The following is a 17,533-nucleotide window of genomic DNA, read 5'->3' as shown; positions in this document are numbered from 1 at the left end:
ACTATTCGATGGTCAACTGAGCTTCGCCCCGCTCGTGATCCAATAGCCAGCGCTTGACCGGCAGCCCCCAACGGAACCCGCCGAGCGCGCCCCCGATGCGCAGAACCCGGTGGCACGGCACGAAAAGCGCCGCGGCATTGCGGGCGCAGGCATTGGCGGCGGCGCGGGTGGCGTCGGGACGACCGGAGATGGCAGCGTATTCGGTATAGGTGACCGGATCGCCCGCCGGGATCTTGCGCAGCACTTCCCATGCGTGCATGAGGAATTCGCCGGATTGCTGACGCACCTCGATCTCGTCGATCGCGGTCAACTCGCCGCGATGGTAGGCGGTGACCGCGCGGGTCACCTCGCCGAGGTCGGCACGCCCGCGTAGCTCGCTGGGTCGCAGACTCGGGTGGATCAACTGCCGCAGGTTCTCGGCGTCGTCGGTCCAGCCGGAGGCGAGCACGGCACCGTCGGCATCGACAAGTGCGGTGAACGGGCCGATCGGAGTAGCGGAGGTCGCGAAATCGGTTGTCACGATCGGGTTTTCGCTTTCGGTCCGGCGACGACCCGCGTCGCGGTTGCTTTCGGCGGTGTGGCCTTGCGACCGGCGAGCGCGGCCTTCCATAGGTGCATGGACAGATACGAACGCCACGGGGTCCAGCGCGCGGTATCGGTGAGATCGACCCCGAGCAGGGTGGCGCCTTGGCGGACAACGAGATCGGTGTCGAGCAGCACATCCGGATCGGCGAGCAGTCGCATGGTCACATAGTCGGCGGTCCACGGTCCGACCCCTTCCAGTGCCAACAGGTCGCGGCGCAGGTCGGTGGCGGTGCGGCCCTGGTGCAGCACCAGATCGCCGGAGGCGAGGGCCGACGCCGCGCCGATAATCGAGCGGATCCGCCGCGCCGGGCCGGTCAATACCTCGGCCCCGCGTTCGGCGATCGCGGCCGGCGTCGGGAACAGCCGCGCGACCGGTCCGTCGATCGGCTCGCCGAGCGCCTCGACCAGTCGAGCGGTGTGGGTCGCGGCGGCGGATACCGAAATCTGCTGACCGATCATGGTGCGCAGCAATAACTCTGGACCATCGAGTGCGCCGGGCACTCGGATACCGGGAGTGAACGGCGGGCGGGCTCGGCCACGGCGGGCAGCGGCCGCACCGACATTGAAGGGATGGTCGGCCGGTGCCGCACCGACGTCCGGAAGGTCTCGTCCCGACGTCTCGATGACCTCGGTATCGGCGGGCACCACGCCGAGCGCCGCATCGATGCCGACCGGGTCCGCGTCCAGGTCCAGCAGATGCCGCAGCCGTGCGACGGTCGGTGCGAGGTCGCGCATATCGTGCAGGGAAAGTTCGGCGCGCACGTGATCGCGTTGGAAGCTCAGCCGCGTGGTCGCATGTCCGTGCGGGGTGCGCAGGCTCCGGGTGTAGGCGCGGTCCTCCCATAGCTCCATGCCCGGCACGACGTGCGAGGAGAGGAACCATTCGAGCCAACCGCGGTCCAGCGGCTCGCGGAAAGGCAGCCGCAGCGTCAGCGATCCATTGGTGGCGGGCACCACGTGGCTGCCGGGGCGGGTCACTCGCTGCGCCTCGGTGCGCATCGTGGTCGGACTGACCGCGAATACCTCGCGGACGGTGTCGTTGAACTGGCGAATGCTGGCGAATCCAGCCGCGAAGGCGATATCGGACATCGGCATATTGGTGGTCTGGATCAGCAGCCGCGCGGTGTGCGCGCGATGGGCCCTGGCCAGCGCCAGCGGACCGGCGCCCAGTTCGGTGGTGAGCACCCGGGTCACCTGGCGCTGCGAATAGCCCAGCGTGGCGGCCAGTGCGGGCACGCCGCCGCGCTCGATCACGCCGTCGCCGATGAGTCGCATTGCCCGTGCGGCCAGATCGGCGCGGGTATTCCATAGCGGCGAGCCAGGGGCGGCATCGGGCAGGCAGCGGCGGCAGGCCCGGTATCCGGCCTGCTGTGCGGCGGCGGCCGTCGGCAGGAATGTCACATTCGTTGGCTTCGGCGTAATCGCTGGGCAAGAAGGGCGGCAATAGATTCCGGTCGTTCGCACCGCGGTGAAGAACTGGCCGTCGAATCGGGAGTCCCGGGTCGATACCGCCCGATAGCAGCGTTCGAAATCCAAAGCCGTGATCGTCACCCAATCCACAATGGCAGCAACCCACACCTGGCGCTAGCGGAAATCCGCCACAAACCCCGGTGGCACCCGTGGACGAGACCGACCGGAACAAATGGCGGTGGCCCCGAATTGTCGAGCAGCACAACGGAATGTAGCTGTGAGCGTTACACTGCGTTCGCGAGATTTGGGCCGGAATATCGGGATATGGGCCGAATTACGAGGGCGGGCGCATGGTCGGCGTCGGAGACCGCATCGCGGGCCGGTACACGCTGCGGGAGCTGTTCAAGCTCGGCGGCGAGGGTATGGCCTGGCGGGCGACGGATGCGGACCTCGGCCGCGACGTAGTGCTCAAATGTCCGCGCCCGGACGATCCGGACAGCGCCCGGCGGCTGCGCACCGCCGCGCGCAATGCGGCAGGCCTGCGACATCAGCACATCATCGGCGTGTACAACATCTTCGAACACGACAATGTGTGCTGGCTGGTAACGGAATACGTGCCTGGCTACTCGCTCGCCGAGGTAGCGCGCGAACAACGCAAACTCGGCCCGGCCCGAGCCGCCGTAGTCGGCGAGCAGATCGCGAGCGCGCTGGCACACTGCCACGATCGTGGCATCTTGCACTGCGATATCTCCCCGGAGAACATCATCCTCGCCGACGACGGCGACGCCTGGCTGACCGACTTCGGCAGCTCACTCGACATACGCAACGCCGGCACCGGTGACACACCGGATATCGCGCGTGGCAAATGGCGATATCTGGCGCCAGAGGTCGCGGCGGGCGGCCCGGCCGGTCCCAAATCGGATGTCTACGCACTCGCGGCCGCACTGCTCGCGGTGACCGAACGGCAGCGCCGTCCGGGGCCGTTCGAGGCCCTGCTCACCCAGTTGACGCTGCCCAACCCGATCCACCGGCCCGCGGCCGCCACGGCCGCGACCCGCTTCGCGCGCCTCGACCAGACGCCGCGCGGCTGGGATCGCGCCATCGTGCGCCGGGCTGCGGTGGGCGCCGCAGAGGCGGTCGCGGTGGCGCTGATTGTGGCGGCCAGTGTGGTGATGCCCGGTGTCGCGGCGCTGGACCCCATCCTCGATCCGCGGTCGGCCGACCCGTGCGCGCTGCTCGACCCGACCGCACTGGCCGAATTCGGCCGGATCGACCTGTCCACCGATGGCGGCAACTTCGATACCTGCGACCTGCGCGTGCGCCAGTGGGGCGAGGATTTCCACCCGGATATCGGCCAGGTCCGGCTGACACTGTCCGTCGAGGCGCCCGAACAGACCTCGCAGGTCTCCGTCACTCGCGCCGGCAATGTCACCATCGTCTCGGAACCCGCTGGCAGCACCAGATGCGTTCGGACACTGATACTTTCGCCCGGTGCGAATATCGCGATCATCGGCGAGCGCAAGGTTGCGACCGGACCGGATCCGTGTGCGCTGGCCGATATCACGGCCACCCACGCGCGAGATGTGTTGCTGCACGGCCCGATTCCGCGTCGACCGGGCGCATTTCCGACCGGCTCGCTGGCATGGCGCGACGCCTGCGCCCTGGTCGATGTGCCGACCCTGGGCCGGGTGGCGGGCGTCGACGCGGTGCGTCCGGCCCCCGGATTCGGTCGCTGGTCCTGCCGTTGGGACAGCACCATCGACGGCCACGTCACGGTGCGCTACGACCGGGACTCGCCGAAGACCGCCGAGTCCGGACAGCCGCTGACCCTCGCCGGTCTGCCGAGTTTCCGCCGGTCCGGCACCAAGAACACCGACGACTGCATCGTGCAGATCCAGTACCGCAGCTTCCGTGGCACATCCAGCAGTGACCGAGCCGAGGTCGTCGTGGTCAAGTTCTACGGATCGCAGCCCGCCGAGCAGCGCTGCGCGACCGTCACCGATCTGGCGACGACCGTGGCGGCCAGCCTGACCAGATGATGGGCCGGACCGGTCCGGCGCATTCGGTGCGACGCTTCGGATCCGGACCAGAACAGCCATGAGGAGGCCGTTGTGCCGCAGGGAAAGCCGAGACGCAAAGGCGTGTATCCGATGTCCCCGTCGGGTCATGGATTGGCGAGAGGAGCCGTCGGTACCGCGCCGGGCACGATCTCGGTGCTGTCGACGGCCGGCGGGGTCCACGGCACGCCGCGCGACGGGAACGTCATCGAGTTCGGCCGCAATGTCGGGGAGGTGGATGTCGGAGTCGGCGGGGACGATCTGCGGATCAGTCGCGTGCACGGAACGCTGACCTACCGGCGGAACAGCTGGCAGCTCGACAACACCGGCGGCGTACCCATTCGATTGCCGCAAGCCCGCCTGGTGTTCGAAGGCGAGGAACCGTTCCCGCTCGGCACCGGCTACACCCCGATGTTCATTCGCGGGTCACACAATCGGGAACACCTGCTCGAGGTCTACGTGACCGGCGTCGACGGCGATCTGCCCGTGCCGCGGCACGAGCATGTCACCGCGAAGCCCGAACCGTGGCCGCTGGATGCGGATGAGAAGTTGGCGCTCGTCGCGCTCGGCCAGCCCTACCTCTACCAGGAGCGCTGGCCGCAGCCGTGGACCTGGAAGGAGACCGCCGCACTACTGCACGCGCTGCGACCGGATGCCGGCTGGACCGATCGGCGGGTAGCGGATGTGATCGGGCGCGTTCGGGCGCGCCTGTCGGATGAGAAGTACGCCGGCGCCTGCGGCCACGCGCCGGTCCCCGGGCTGACCAGGGATCAGCTCACCGAACCCATCGGCAATATGCTCAACCACAATCTGCTGCAGGAACTCATCCAGTCGACGACCATCGTCCCGCGCGACCTCCAGTTGCTCGACGGGCCCTGAGGTCAGATCGCGTCCCGTCGGTCCCGGACCGGTCCGGGAGTGCTCGGGCGAGCATATTCGAACCAACGTGGGATCGACCGAACCGGGCGATCTTCCGGCGGGCGTCCGGGCAGTCGAGGGGTCTCGCACGGGCGCCGCCGGGATTCACACGGCCGGAGCACGATTGCGGCGGGGTCGACGTCGGGCCTCTTCGCGGGAGGTACTGCCGAGTTCGGACGCAACCGAACGACGGCCGTGAGCTCGACCGCTGCCGATCCGACCAGCGCTGTTCTCGCGCTTGCCACGCAATGATCGGCACGTGCGGTCAGGCCACGGTGGTGCGGAGTTGGGAGCCCGCTCGACCGCGGATGACGTGCAGGCGGCTCGGAATACGCTGGCGCATTTCGTCGACGTGGCTGACCACACCGACCACGCGCCCGCCCGCGCGCAGTTCGTCGAGAACGCCCATGACCGCGTCGAGGGTGTCGGCATCGAGTCCGCCGAAACCCTCGTCGATGAAGATGGTGTCGAGCACCACGCCGCCGGATTCGGCCGCCACGGTGTCGGCGAGGCCGAGGGCCAATGACAGTGCGGCCATGAAGGATTCGCCACCGGACAGGGTTTTGGCGGGGCGGACGGCACCGGTGTAGTCGTCGCGGATATCGAGGCCGAGCCCGCCGCGACGGCCGCGCGGGCCCGCCTTGTCGGAGTGCACGAATTCATAGCGACCGCCCGACATTCGGCGCAGCCGAACCGAACCCGCCAATGCCACCTCCTCCAGCCGGGCGGCAAGTACGTAGGAGCGCAACGACATTCGACGGTTGTTCTCGCCCCGGCCCGCGACGACCTCCGCGAGTGCGGCCAGTTCCTCGTGGGCGCGCTGTACCGGGGCGATCCGATCGACCGCGGCCCACAGCTGACCACCCAAATCCTCCAGCAGGTTCACCCGCCGAGTGGCCTCCGCGTGCGCGGCGACGGCCGCGTTCAGCTGGGTCTGCGCGGCGGCAACGGCGGACGCCGACTCCGCGAGATCGCCGGGTTCGGTCGAGGCGGCGGCTTGGATCTCCGGCTCCGCGAGGACGGTCTCGGCATGCGCGCGAGACCGATCCGCGGCGACCAATTCCGCTTCGATCTCGTTCTGCCGCTCGGTGGTTCGTGAGGCCGCGGTGACTACTCGCGCGTATGCCGTCAACAGGGCCACGTCGTCGCGCGGTTGCGTGCCATCTTCGGCTGACCTCGAACCGACTGCGCTCCTGGTGGTCTCCGCGTTATCGACGCGCCTCTCGGTCGAATCGGAGACCGCGCCAGTGCCATCGCCATCGGCATCGCCATCGCCATCGCCATCGCCATCGCCATCGATGAGCGCATCACCGCTGGCCGCGCCGCGTGGATCGGCGAGCGGCGAAGCCTTTGGACCAGCCGCCCGACCGGGCGTTGGCCCCGGACCGGTTGCGACGGAATCCGCTTCCTGCTCGATGACGAAACCTGCTGCCAGCGCGAGGCTTTCGACCCGATCGGCGATCACGGCGACCTGCTCGATTGCGGCCGACTCGTCATTGCGTGCGTCGCGGAGGGCGGTGGCGTCGCCGATCAGCGTGTCGAGTCGGGTGCGGCGGCGGTCGATGGTTTCGTCGGCGCCCGCGGCGGTGCGCAGGCGGTCGGTGAGTTCGGTGAGGCGCGCGGTGGCGGCGGCGATGCGGGTGGTGACGGTGCTGCGGCGGGTGTCGGATTCGCGGAGTTCGTCGTGCAGGCGCGATTCGTCGGTGCGCAGGCAGGACAGTTCGGCGGTGAGGCTGTCGGACAGGGCGGCGAGTTCGGCGGCGTCTTCGTAGCGGTCGGTCGCGGCGCGCAGGGCGGCGGCTAGTTCGACGCGGTCGGCATCGCCGCCGCGGGCGATCAGCGCGTCGATTTCGCGTTCCAGATCGGTGATTCGGGCCAGCACCCGGTCGCGGGCGTCCTCGGCCGCGCGCTCGGCGGTGGCCGCAGCATCCTCGGCGTCCTTCGATACCGCGCCGGCTGCGGCGCGAGCCGGTGCTGGGTGGTCGGCCGAGCCGCATACCGTGCACGGCTCGCCGTCGAGCAATTGCCCGGCGAGTTCGGCAGCCATCCCGGCCAGCCTGCGCTCGCGCAGGTCGAGTACGCGTTCCTTGGCATCGAGGTGCGCCGCGCGGGCCGACTCCAATTCGATCCGGGCGTGATCGAGACTTGTTCTGCGACCGGCGAGTTCGACCGCTGCCATCGCCGCGGCCTGCAGACGTTCGCATTCGGCGGTCAAGGCGGGCAGTTCGGCCGCGGCCTCAGTGGTTTCGCGCAGCCGGGCCTCGATGTTGGCGATCGACTCGGGCAGTTGCCGACGCATTCGGGTCAGCTTGTCCACGCGGCGAGTGAGTGCGGTGTCCTCATCGCGCAGGGTGGCGAGTTCGGAAGTAAGCCGGGTCGCGGTGGTCGCATCGGCGCTGACCTCGTCGAGCGCGCCGATCTGGGCGCTCCACCGTCGGATGGCCGCATCGACATCCGCGTCGGCGACGACGGCCGGTTTTCCGTCCGGCCCGCGTTCGACCGTGATCAGCTCATTACCCGCGACATCCACGCCAGCGGGTTCGGCGAGCAGTGCGGCCAATCGTGCAGCGATGCGGTGGGTTTCGTCCGATTTGCGCTTGGCGTGCATTACCGCGGCGCGGGCCTCATCGATGGCGTCGGCGACCGGCGCGGCACGGCGGGCCGATTCGAGTTCGGCCTGCAGATCGGCGCGGCGGTCGGCGGCGGCCGCGTATTCGTCGAGCCGCTCGCGGGCCGTGGTCATGCGGCGGCGCAGTTCGTGCAGGCGGCGTTGCTCCTCGGCACGGGACCTGACGCGCGCCGATTCCTGTTGGCACCGTTCGGCTTCCGCCGCGGTCGCGATGAGTGCCGCACGCGCGGTCGCGAGCAGATCTTGCGACCAGCCGACCGCCTCGAGTGGCCCGACGGTTTCGGCCGCCGTCTCCCCCGCCGCCACCGCGACCTGTGCGATCAACCGATCGATGCCTTGCTTGCGCGACTCCACGTCCGCGGTCGAGGCCCGGCGCTTGTCTGCCAACCACTGCTCGGCACTGCCGAAACGTTCGGTGTCGAAGAGCTTTTCGAGAAGCTTCTCGCGCTCCTCGTTCTCCGCACGCAGAAATCGCGCGAAATCCCCCTGGGGCAACAGCACGACCTGGAAGAACTGGTCCGCGCTCATGCCGAGCAGGCGGATGATCTCGTCGCCGATATCGGTCAGGCGAGCGAGGTTCGCGCCGCGCCCGTCCAACCATTCCAGCGTCGCCGCGGCATTCTCCTTGACCCAGCCGCTTTTGGCCCGTTTGCTCGGCCGCTGGAATTCCGGCGAGCGCGTCAACCGCACTCGTCGCCCGCCCAGCGTCGCCTCCAGCACGACCCGGGGCGGCGTCTGCTCGTCGGCATGATCGGAATGCAGGCGCTTACTCTCGCCACGCGCGCCGGGCACGCTGCCGTACAACGCGAACGCGATCGCGTCCAGCACCGTCGTCTTTCCGGCTCCGGTCTGCCCGTGCAGCAGAAACAACCCGTCCGCGCCGAGCGCGTCGAAGTCGACAACCGTGGTCTCGGCGAATGGGCCGAATGCGGTCATCTCCAGCCGGTGCAGCCTCATTCAGCGCCCCTGCCGAGTGCGGTCGACGTCGCGGACACCGCGCGCAGCGCCCTCCGGTGCACCCGGGAGCATCCACTGAGCCCGCTGGAAGAACCCACGCTCGAGGCAGAGCTGTTGTAATATCCCATGCCGCGAAGGGTGTTCGGCAAGCCTGGCACGGATTCTCTGCAGCGGTATCCGCTGGTGACCGGTCTCAGCGGACCACGACGGCCGCTCATGCGGACAGTTCCCCGGCATGCGTGACCGCCGCGGGCACCTCCCGGTCGGGTTCGCGTATCGCCGCGGCGAGTGCCCGTTCCAGCCAGGCCATTTCCCCCGGGGTGGGTTCGCCGCGGACGTCGGTGAGGAAGCTCTGCGCTACTTCGGTGTCGCGGCGACCGTGCACGCGTTCACGGTAGCGCAGTTCCGGGTTCCCTTCCGGGCGCGACCATTCCACGTGCACCGCATGCGGGAAGCGTTCGCGCAGCTTGCGCATGGCGTCGACGGGACGGGCGTAGTCGGTCAGCGTCGCCGAGACATAGTGTCCCTCGGCCTCGGAATAGGCTGCATCGCTGAGCAATTCGTCGAGCGTACCGCTGAGACGACTCAGGCCGCGCACGAGCGGGAGGTCGCGGCGCTGCACCGAATGCAGACCGGTGGCGTCCAGGTCGACGAGCCACACCGCCTTGCGGTGCGAGGTCTCGGCGAACGAATACGGCAGCGGGGAACCGGAATAGCGCACCGATTCCGAGAGCGTCTGCGGTGAATGCAGATGCCCGAGCGCCACGTAGTCGATGCCGTCGAATGCCGACAGCGGCACCGTCTCCACGCCGCCGACCGAAATCGAACGCTCGGAACCGGTCGCCTCGGCACCGACCACGAAAGCATGGGCGAGTACCACGGTGCGGGTGCCGGGACGCTCGGCGATATCGGACCGGATTCGGCACATTGCCGCGTCCAGGATGTCGGCATGCGAACGCGCTTGCGGCACACCGAGTTCGGCGCGAGTGATTTCCGGCTCGAGGTACGGGATGCCGTAAAAGGCGATCACGCCGTGCTCGTCGGACACCAGCACGGGCCGATCGACAGCGGCGACCGTCGTGCGCAAATGCAGCCCGCCCGCCGCCGCGAAACTCGCACCGGCACCGAGCCGCGTCGGTGAATCGTGATTGCCGGAGGTCGCGACGATCTGCGCCCCCGCCGCCCGGATGGCCTCGAATCCCTGGATACACACCGCGATCGCGTCGGCGCTCGGAATGGATCGGTCGTACACGTCCCCCGGCAGTACGACGACGTCAACGGATTCCGCGGCCACCAATTCGGCAATGGCCGCGAGCGCGGCGGCCTGATCGGCGAGCAGATCGACCCCATGGAATGTGCGCCCGATGTGCCAGTCCGAGGTGTGCAGCATCCGCATGCCGCGAAACCGTAGGCGATCGCACCGACACACTCAACAATTTGGCCGCGCCTTCGGCGCGGCGTGTTCGCGGCCCCCTGGTGTCTCGCGTCCGAGCCGTCGAGACTCGCGCCTGCGGCGCATGCGCTTCGACGACTCGGACGCGAGACGGGCCGCGAACGGGTCGCTCGTAAGACTCGCTCCGGGGTGGTCGGTGGACGCAAGACCCGAGCCTCCGGTTTGCTGCTGGCCGCTCGGTGACCCGCTGCCTGGTACGAATCTGCGGCTCCAGGCATTCGTCGATGCACTGCTGTCCGATAGCTCGCGGGTTTCGAACTTGTCGGTGCCATGGGGCACTATCTGCGCTATGACCGCACCGATGCTCGTCGCACTGATGCTGGTGTTCGCTGCCGGGGTAGGGCTCGGCTGGCTCGGGCATGCCGCGCGCGCCGGGCAGCGCGCGACGGCCGCGGAGGCGAGACTGGCCGCCGCCACCGACAATGAGCGGCTACTGCGACAATCGCTCACCGCGGCGAATGAGGATGCGGCACGCCGACATTCGCACGCCATCGGTGCGATGGTGGATCCGCTGCGCGAGGCAGTCGGCACGCTGAACCAGCACATCCAGCAGGTCGAACATCACCGGATCAACGCCTATTCGAGTCTGCGCGAACAAGTCGCGGGGATGCAGCGCACGTCACATCAGCTCACCAGCCAAACAAGTCAGCTTGTCGCCGCACTGCGAGCACCTCAGGTGCGCGGTCGCTGGGGCGAGATCCAATTGGAGCGGGTGGTGGAACTGGCGGGCATGACCCGGCACTGCGATTTCGACACCCAGGTGAGCCGGGCGGCGCGCAGCGACGGGGCCACCGAACGCACCGGCATGGTGCGGCCGGACCTTGTGGTCCATCTCGCAGGCGGCAGGCAGATCGTGGTCGACGCCAAGGTGCCGTTCACCGCCTACCTCGACGCCACCATGACCGACGATCCGGACGAGCGCGCCGAACTGCTCGGCCGCCATGCCAAACATCTGCGTGCCCATATCGATCAGCTGGCCGATAAGGCCTATTGGCTGGCCTTCGATCCCGCGCCGGAGTTCGTGGTGCTGTTCGTGCCGGGCGATCCATTCCTCGATGCCGCGCTCACCACCGATTCCGGCTTGCTCGAGTACGCGTTCGGCCGCAACGTGATCCTCGCTACTCCGACGACTTTGATCGCTTTGCTGCGCACAGTCGCCTTCGGCTGGCGGCAAGAAGCACTGTCTCACGATATGGCTACCGTTCAGCAATTGGGTCGCGAGCTCTACAACCGGCTCGGCATGACCGGCCGACATCTGGATCGCCTCGGCGCGCAACTCGGTAAGGCCGTAGACGCTTTCAACTACACCGTCGCCTCGGTCGAGTCGCGAGTGATGGTCACCGCCCGCAAACTCCACGATCTTGAAATAGCCGAGCAGGAGGTGCCGGCAATCCATCGGGTCGATTCATTGCCGCGGGCGGTCGGCTTCGCCGACGCCGACGATTAGCCCTGCGACGGCCGTGCCGTAACGCCGCCGAACGCGGCGGCAGTTAGTGTCATGGGGTGGCTGCTTCCCAACGTGTGCGAACCCGGGTGCCCGCGCCGCATCGTTCGATCCTGCCCTCGGTGCCGGGGATTCCGGCCGGGGCGGCGGTTCTGATCGCGGTGGCGTGCACGTTTTTGGGGTTCCTGATCGATGCCCACGGCGAGAATAACGAGCTGACCGCGACGTTCAACACGTTATACGTCCTCGGCTGCGTCGCGGCGGTGCTCGCCGTTCGCTATCGCGGACTCTTCACAGCGATGGTGCTGCCACCACTGTTGCTGTTCGTCGCGGTGCCGCTGGCTTATCAGCAGCTCACCGATGGCGCTTCGACCGGTCTCAAGGACATCCTGCTGAATCTGGCGATCCCGCTGGTGAACCGGTTCCCGATCATGGCGCTGGCCACCGTGCTGGTGCTGGCGATCGGCGCCGGACGGATCCTGCTGCACAGGCGTGAGGAAGCCGCCGGCCGCGGCGACGAATCCCGTCGCGGCACCGGTTGGGGCCGCAGCAACTCGGGCAAACGCACCAGGTCGGAGCGCGCCGACGGCGGCCCGCTGGCCGATGCCGCGCGTCGCCGCACCCGCCGTCCCCAAGTCGATACCTCCGACCTCGATACCGATCTGCATCTGCCGCGACCGAGTCGGCGCGGTAGTTCGGAAGTAGCGGACACCCCGCCGCGCGTCGGCGGCGCGAAGAGCGCCCGGGGTGACGAACGCCCGGGCCGCGAGCGCCGACCGAGCACCCGTCCCACTGCGGCAGCGGCTCGGGGCGAGGCCGAACCGACACGCGCCGCACGATCGGTGCCAGCCGCTCGAGGCGAAGGCGATACGACACGGGCCGCCCGGTCGGCGGCGCCTCGGGCAGAGGGCGATCCGAGCCGCACCGCGGCAAGAAGGCGCGGCGAGGCACCGCCCCATCCACAGCCCAATGTGCGCTATCGCGAACGCGATTCGAGCCGAACCGAGCGACGGCGGCCAGAAAGCCTCTAGCCATCGACGGTAGTCGAATGGCGGCTCCGAACTTCACCCACAGCCGCTATTCGACTACCCGCGACAAACTCTCGAGAACGCAAACACCGACCGCTGCGAAATACTGGCGACGGGCGAAAATCGTTGGCGCTGCTCAGCGCCGCGACGTCCGCAGCTCCCTCGGCAGTGCGAATACCAACGTCTCATTGGCGGTGGTCACCGGCTGCACCTCACCGAAACCGTGCTCCGCCAACATATCCAGCACACCGCGCACCAGGATGTCGGGCACGGACGCACCCGAGGTGATGCCGACCGTGCGCACACCCACCAGCCACGCCGGGTCGACCTCGCGGGCGTAGTCCACCAGGTAGGAGGCCTTCGCGCCGGCGCCGAGCGCGACCTCGACCAGGCGCACCGAATTCGACGAATTGCGCGAGCCGACCACGATCACCAAATCGCATTCCGGCGCCATCGCCTTGACCGCCACCTGACGGTTCTGGGTGGCGTAGCAGATGTCATCGCTCGGCGGATCCTGCAGTCCGGGGTAACGCTGGCGCAGCCGCTGCACCGTCTCCATGGTCTCGTCGACGCTGAGCGTGGTCTGGGAGAGCCAGATCACCTTGGACTCGTCGCGCACGGTGACCCGGTCGACCGCATCCGGACCGTCGACGAGCTGTACATGCTCGGGGGCCTCGCCCGCGGTGCCCTCGACCTCCTCGTGCCCCTCGTGACCGATCAGCAGAATGTCGTAGTCGTCGCGGGCGAAGCGCTTGGCCTCCTGATGCACCTTGGTCACCAGCGGGCAGGTGGCATCGATCGTGCGCAGATTGCGCGCCGCCGCCGACTCGTGCACCGCGGGTGAGACACCGTGCGCGGAGAACACGACCAGCGCACCCTCGGGCACCTCGTCGGTCTCGTCGACGAAGATCACACCCTGTTCACGCAGCGTCTCCACCACATGACGGTTGTGCACGATCTCCTTGCGCACGTAGATCGGGGCGCCGTGCTTCTCGAGCGCCTTCTCCACCGTCTCGACCGCGCGGTCCACACCGGCGCAGTAGCCACGCGGTTCGGCTAGCAGCACACGCTTACCACCGTCGGCATCGGCGGATCCGGAACCGGCCGTGCTGGCGATTCCGACGTTCAAAGGGATGGCCGAAGACATGCCCCTCAGCTTACGTGCGGCCGATGAGTAGTGGACGCCCGGTCGCGTCGTTCTCGACACACTCGCACCGGGCGAAAACGCCGCCGGATGATGCACAACCCCCGGCGCGCGTGGTCAGGCCCGGAGGAGGCGGCCTGCGTAACCACGCAGGGCACCGCGCGCGCCAAAGTAGATTCCGTGTCTGTGACACCAGTGCTTTGCATAACATCCCGTATCGGGCAGGCTAGGAGCATGTTTCGACCACCGTTCCTGGCCCGGGTCGCCGCCGGCGCGGCCGTATACGCCATCGAAGAAACCCGGCGGCTACCAACTGCCGCAATGAATTTCCCGATCACCGCGATCAGCCAGATGCTGCAGACCACCATGCACGTCCAGCAGTTCGTGACCAGCCTCGCCCTCAAGGGCGACAGCGTATTCGACCGTCTCGCGAACGCCCCCGTCGAGCAGCCCGACTGGGCCACCTTCGACGAGGACACCGAGCCGGAGTTCACCGCTCCCGCCCGCACCAGCAGTTTCGACCTGTACGACGACGAACCGACCGACTTCGCCGCCGATGCCGCCCGCGCCGGTGAGACCAATGGTCACGTCGCGCCGGTACAGACCATCGCCGTCCCGGAGACCGAGGTGCCCGCGGTCCCCGAACCCCAGCCCGAGCCCGAACCAGAGGTCGTCGAGCCCGAGGTGGCCACCCGCTACGACTACGCCAATATGACCCTGGCCCAGCTGCGCGCCCGCCTGCGCATGCTGACCGTCGAGGATCTGAACGCCCTGCTCGAGTACGAACAGCAGACGCGTGCCAGGGCGCCGTTCGTGACCATGCTGACGAACCGGATCGCCACCGTGCGGGCTCAATGAGTTCAGCATCGCGAAGCGATTCGATGGGGGGTGGTAGTCGGGAGACGGGTGGGCCCGAACCCCCCGCGTCTTCGTCGACGGTTGGCCGGGAATCCGCCGGCCAACCCGACCGAGCGGCTCCCGCCAACTCCGCCGAACAGCCGTGGCCGGTGCGTTCGGTGGCCATCAAGGTCGCGCAGTGGATCGATCGGCTCGGCAGCATCTGGGTGGAGGGCCAGATCACCCAGATCAATCTGCGTCCCGGGACCAGCACCGCTTTCCTGGTGTTGCGCGATACCGCCGCCGATATGTCGCTGTCGGTGACCTGTCATCCGGATCTCATCCGCCGCTCCGCGGTGCCGCTGCAAGAGGGCAGCCGGGTGGTGGTGTACGGCAAACTCGCGTACTTCACCGGACGCGGCACGATTTCGTTGCGCGCCATGGAGATTCGCCCGGTCGGCATCGGTGAACTGCTGGCCCGCATCGAACGGTTGAAGGCACTGCTCGCCGCGGAGGGTCTATTCGATCCCCGGCTCAAGCGGCCGATTCCGTTCCTGCCCAAGACAATCGGACTGATCACCGGCCGCGCAAGCGCCGCCGAGCGCGATGTCCTGACGGTAGCCCGAAATCGTTGGCCCGCAGTGCGTTTCGAGATACGCAATACCGCGGTGCAGGGCCCGACCGCGGTACCGCAAATGGTGCAGGCGCTGGCCGGACTCGATCGCGATCCGGCCGTCGAGATCATCGTGCTGGCCCGCGGTGGCGGCAGCGTCGAGGATCTGCTGCCCTTCTCCGATGAGACGCTGTGCCGCGCGATCGTCGCCGCGACCACGCCGATCGTCAGTGCGATCGGTCACGAACCCGATAATCCACTGTGCGATCTGGTCGCCGACCTGCGCGCCGCCACCCCCACCGACGCCGCCAAGCGCATCGTGCCCGACGCGGCCGCCGAACTGGCCGGGGTCCGCGATATGCGCGCCCGCGGCGCCGCCGCACTGCGCGGCTGGGTCGACCGCGAAACCAGGGCGCTGGCCCAGTTGCGTTCCCGGCCGGTGCTGGCGGATCCGCTGCGTGAACTCGACCGCCGCTATGACGAGATCGAACGCCTGCGCACCGCCGCCCGCCGCACCGCCGACCATCTGATCAGCACCGAAACCACCGCAACCCGGCACCTGCGGGAGAAACTCACCGCGGTGGGACCGGCCGCGACGCTGGCCCGTGGCTACGCTGTCGTGCAGCGCGTCAGCGGTAAGGAGCGGCATGTGGTCCGCTCGATCGAGGATGCGCCCGCGGGTAGTCAGCTGCGGATCCGGGTCGCCGACGGTGCAATCTCCGCCGCCGCACTGGGCACCCAAGCATCGGGCACGCGAGCACCGGGCAAGACCGACACAGGGAGGAACTGACCTTGGCCGACCCCGGCAAGGACGACAAACTGGCCGAGATCTCCACCTTCGGCTACGAACGTGCCCGCGACGAACTGGTCAACGTCGTCAAAATGCTCGAACAGGGCGGCCTCGACCTGGACGAATCCCTCGCACTGTGGGAGCGCGGGGAGGTGCTGGCCACCCGCTGCGAGGAACATCTGGCAGGCGCACGTCAGCGGGTCGAGAACGCGCTCTCGCGCACCGACCTCGAATCCGACGAATAACCATCCGCCGCGCGATTGTGTCACAAATTTGTGCCACAATGGTCTGATGACCGCTATACCCATCCGAGAGCTCTCGCATCACACGGCTCGGTGCCTCGCGCTGGTCAAAGCGGGGGAAACCATCGATATCACTGAGCGCGGCACCGTCATCGGTCGGATCGTCCCTGTCGACCCCGAGCGAGATGTCCGGGCGCGGTTGCTCATCGAGCGCCGGATGCGCCCGGCCACGAGGGGTCGCGCGGATCTGCTTGCCGAGGTACGCCGACGACTGAAAAATACACCGATCGATACGGAGGGCAGCGCCAGCGCGGCACTGCAGGCTCTGCGCGACGACGAGCGCTACTGATGATCTACCTGGACACGAGTGCTCTGGTGAAGCTGGTCCATCTGGAATCGGAATCCGCCGCGCTCGCGAGCTGGCTCGATGATCGTCCCGACGAGCCCTGGGTTGCCTCATCGCTGGTGGAAGTCGAGCTGGTCCGCGCGGTGCGGGCGGCTGACCCAGCCGACCTCATTCACGTACCAGCAGTCCTCGCTCGCGTGGACAGACTCGAAATGGATGGGATCGTACGAGCCAACGCCGCAGCGGTGTCACCCGCAACAGTCCGCAGCCTCGATGCGCTGCACTTGGCCACCGCACAGGAACTAGCCACCGATCTGATCGCATTCGTCACCTATGACAAGCGCCTCGGCGCGGCGGCGGAGGCCTCCGGTTTGACGTGGGTAGCGCCGCTCTGACTAGTGTGTGAGCGGCTGCGCTGCGCCGATGGCGGCGGCCAACGTGGTGAAGGCGGCGTGGTTGCCCGCGCCGGTGATCAGCACTCGGGACTGGCCGAAGTCGGCGATCCACGCCGTCTCGGATCCCTGTTCGGCATAGACGACCCACTTCTGGTCGCCGACCTGCTCGGTGCCGGTGCCGTAGCGGGAGCCGAGCACGAAGCGCGACAGCGCCTCCTCGGTCGCGCTGCTCTGGCTCATCCGCATGTACGTGCCCTGCGGTGTGATGAAACCAACAGTGCTGACCGGCCCGCCGCCGGTGGTGGTGATCGTGTCGCGGCTACCGGAGTTCGGAGTCCAATGTTCGGGCAGGCTCGGATTGCGGATCGGGAAGGGCATGGTCTTCGCGTCGTTGGCCAGTGCGGCCGTCACGTCGAAATGCGGAATCTGCCCCTGTGTGGGTCCTTTCCCCGCGAAGCTGCACTGGCTGGCGAGCCCGGCGAAGACCACGGCGATCAGCACCAACGGGATCAGTGACCAGAACAGATCCCGGTAGTCGTTGAGGATGCGTGGTTTTTGGTAGGACACGCTCCCAGTATCCACGCGCGGTCCGGCACGCTCATCCACAGGTGGTCCCAGATCTGGAACGGTAGTACCTGATCGAGAACGGTCACGCTTCTGAGAGAATCAGCGGTAGCAACGACCG

General features: G+C 68.0%; 15 protein-coding genes. 9 read left to right on the top strand and 6 right to left on the bottom strand.

Annotated elements, in window-relative coordinates:
• Position 1: 1 nt before the first annotated feature.
• Entirely contained in the window at positions 2–520 is a 519-nt protein-coding gene (locus ACQPYR_RS07135) for a methylated-DNA--[protein]-cysteine S-methyltransferase (protein ID WP_433629056.1), read from the bottom strand.
• The gene (locus tag ACQPYR_RS07130; RefSeq protein ID WP_433629053.1) at positions 517–2,145 is read right to left on the bottom strand and encodes a DNA-3-methyladenine glycosylase 2 family protein; all 1,629 of its coding nucleotides are present in this window, start codon (positions 2,143–2,145) and stop codon (positions 517–519) included. Before ACQPYR_RS07130 ends, ACQPYR_RS07135 begins: the two co-directional genes overlap by 4 nt.
• A 200-nt stretch (positions 2,146–2,345) precedes the next feature.
• Here ACQPYR_RS07130 and ACQPYR_RS07125 point away from each other — a divergent pair, with 200 nt between their 5' ends.
• Positions 2,346–4,034 (top strand): protein kinase domain-containing protein, encoded by a 1,689-nt coding sequence (locus tag ACQPYR_RS07125; RefSeq protein WP_433629050.1) that lies wholly within the window; start codon positions 2,346–2,348, stop codon positions 4,032–4,034.
• A 111-nt stretch (positions 4,035–4,145) separates the two neighbouring features.
• Positions 4,146–4,931, top strand: a complete 786-nt coding sequence (locus ACQPYR_RS07120) for a hypothetical protein (protein ID WP_433629047.1) — start codon at positions 4,146–4,148, stop codon at positions 4,929–4,931.
• A 304-nt stretch (positions 4,932–5,235) separates the two neighbouring features.
• Here ACQPYR_RS07120 and ACQPYR_RS07115 read toward each other — a convergent pair whose 3' ends face one another.
• Both ACQPYR_RS07115 and ACQPYR_RS07110 read right to left on the bottom strand, forming a co-directional pair.
• A complete protein-coding gene (locus ACQPYR_RS07115; protein ID WP_433629044.1) occupies positions 5,236–8,556 on the bottom strand; it encodes an AAA family ATPase in 3,321 nt (1,106 codons plus the stop codon).
• A 214-nt stretch (positions 8,557–8,770) separates the two neighbouring features.
• Positions 8,771–9,952, bottom strand: coding sequence for an exonuclease SbcCD subunit D (locus ACQPYR_RS07110; protein WP_433629041.1), 1,182 nt, complete (start codon positions 9,950–9,952; stop codon positions 8,771–8,773).
• A 346-nt stretch (positions 9,953–10,298) separates the two neighbouring features.
• Between ACQPYR_RS07110 and ACQPYR_RS07105 the strand changes: the two genes are divergently transcribed.
• Positions 10,299–11,456, top strand: coding sequence for a DNA recombination protein RmuC (locus tag ACQPYR_RS07105; protein ID WP_433629038.1), 1,158 nt, complete (start codon positions 10,299–10,301; stop codon positions 11,454–11,456).
• A 56-nt stretch (positions 11,457–11,512) separates the two neighbouring features.
• A complete protein-coding gene (locus ACQPYR_RS07100) occupies positions 11,513–12,484 on the top strand; it encodes a DUF6542 domain-containing protein (RefSeq protein ID WP_433629036.1) in 972 nt (323 codons plus the stop codon).
• A gap of 133 nt (positions 12,485–12,617) precedes the next feature.
• Here the strand turns inward: ACQPYR_RS07100 and ACQPYR_RS07095 are convergent, their stop codons facing one another.
• On the bottom strand, positions 12,618–13,628 hold the full coding sequence (locus tag ACQPYR_RS07095; protein WP_433629034.1) for a 4-hydroxy-3-methylbut-2-enyl diphosphate reductase: 1,011 nt from the start codon (positions 13,626–13,628) through the stop codon (positions 12,618–12,620).
• Positions 13,629–13,859: 231 nt separating this feature from the next.
• Between ACQPYR_RS07095 and ACQPYR_RS07090 the strand changes: the two genes are divergently transcribed.
• The 5 genes from ACQPYR_RS07090 to ACQPYR_RS07070 are packed head-to-tail and all read left to right on the top strand — an operon-like array spanning position 13,860 to position 16,848.
• Positions 13,860–14,483: a lipid droplet-associated protein gene (locus ACQPYR_RS07090; protein WP_433629031.1), complete on the top strand. Its 624-nt coding sequence runs from the start codon at positions 13,860–13,862 to the stop codon at positions 14,481–14,483.
• 23 nt (positions 14,484–14,506) lie between these two features.
• Positions 14,507–15,865, top strand: coding sequence for an exodeoxyribonuclease VII large subunit (xseA, locus tag ACQPYR_RS07085; RefSeq protein WP_433629028.1), 1,359 nt, complete (start codon positions 14,507–14,509; stop codon positions 15,863–15,865).
• A 2-nt stretch (positions 15,866–15,867) separates the two neighbouring features.
• Entirely contained in the window at positions 15,868–16,110 is a 243-nt protein-coding gene (locus ACQPYR_RS07080) for an exodeoxyribonuclease VII small subunit (protein ID WP_433629025.1), read from the top strand.
• A 46-nt stretch (positions 16,111–16,156) separates the two neighbouring features.
• Positions 16,157–16,456 carry a type II toxin-antitoxin system Phd/YefM family antitoxin gene (locus ACQPYR_RS07075; RefSeq protein WP_062986274.1) on the top strand — a complete coding sequence of 100 codons (300 nt, stop codon included), beginning with the start codon at positions 16,157–16,159 and terminating at the stop codon, positions 16,454–16,456.
• Entirely contained in the window at positions 16,456–16,848 is a 393-nt protein-coding gene (locus ACQPYR_RS07070) for a type II toxin-antitoxin system VapC family toxin (protein WP_433629023.1), read from the top strand. The genes ACQPYR_RS07075 and ACQPYR_RS07070 overlap by 1 nt, the downstream gene beginning before the upstream one ends.
• On the opposite strand, the gene ACQPYR_RS07065 is transcribed toward ACQPYR_RS07070, so the two are convergent.
• Positions 16,849–17,415, bottom strand: a complete 567-nt coding sequence (locus ACQPYR_RS07065; RefSeq protein ID WP_433629020.1) for a DUF4245 domain-containing protein — start codon at positions 17,413–17,415, stop codon at positions 16,849–16,851. It lies immediately after the preceding gene.
• Positions 17,416–17,533 lie beyond the last annotated feature (118 nt).

The sequence above is a fragment of the Nocardia sp. CA-120079 genome, assembly GCF_050955745.1.
GTDB lineage: Bacteria > Actinomycetota > Actinomycetes > Mycobacteriales > Mycobacteriaceae > Nocardia.
Note: the sequence above shows the minus strand (reverse complement) of the source record. Positions and strands in the feature narration are given on the sequence as shown.

Excerpts from the sequence above, each read along its gene's own strand:
- ACQPYR_RS07075 (WP_062986274.1), top strand. The coding sequence starts at position 16,157 with ATGACCGCTATACCCATCCGAGAGCTCTCGCATCACACGGCTCGGTGC.
- ACQPYR_RS07125 (WP_433629050.1), top strand. The coding sequence starts at position 2,346 with ATGGTCGGCGTCGGAGACCGCATCGCGGGCCGGTACACGCTGCGGGAG.
- ACQPYR_RS07110 (WP_433629041.1), bottom strand. The coding sequence starts at position 9,952 with ATGCGGATGCTGCACACCTCGGACTGGCACATCGGGCGCACATTCCAT.
- ACQPYR_RS07115 (WP_433629044.1), bottom strand. The coding sequence starts at position 8,556 with ATGAGGCTGCACCGGCTGGAGATGACCGCATTCGGCCCATTCGCCGAG.
- ACQPYR_RS07120 (WP_433629047.1), top strand. The coding sequence starts at position 4,146 with ATGTCCCCGTCGGGTCATGGATTGGCGAGAGGAGCCGTCGGTACCGCG.
- ACQPYR_RS07105 (WP_433629038.1), top strand. The coding sequence starts at position 10,299 with ATGACCGCACCGATGCTCGTCGCACTGATGCTGGTGTTCGCTGCCGGG.
- xseA (WP_433629028.1), top strand. The coding sequence starts at position 14,507 with ATGGGGGGTGGTAGTCGGGAGACGGGTGGGCCCGAACCCCCCGCGTCT.
- ACQPYR_RS07070 (WP_433629023.1), top strand. The coding sequence starts at position 16,456 with ATGATCTACCTGGACACGAGTGCTCTGGTGAAGCTGGTCCATCTGGAA.
- ACQPYR_RS07095 (WP_433629034.1), bottom strand. The coding sequence starts at position 13,628 with ATGTCTTCGGCCATCCCTTTGAACGTCGGAATCGCCAGCACGGCCGGT.
- ACQPYR_RS07090 (WP_433629031.1), top strand. The coding sequence starts at position 13,860 with ATGTTTCGACCACCGTTCCTGGCCCGGGTCGCCGCCGGCGCGGCCGTA.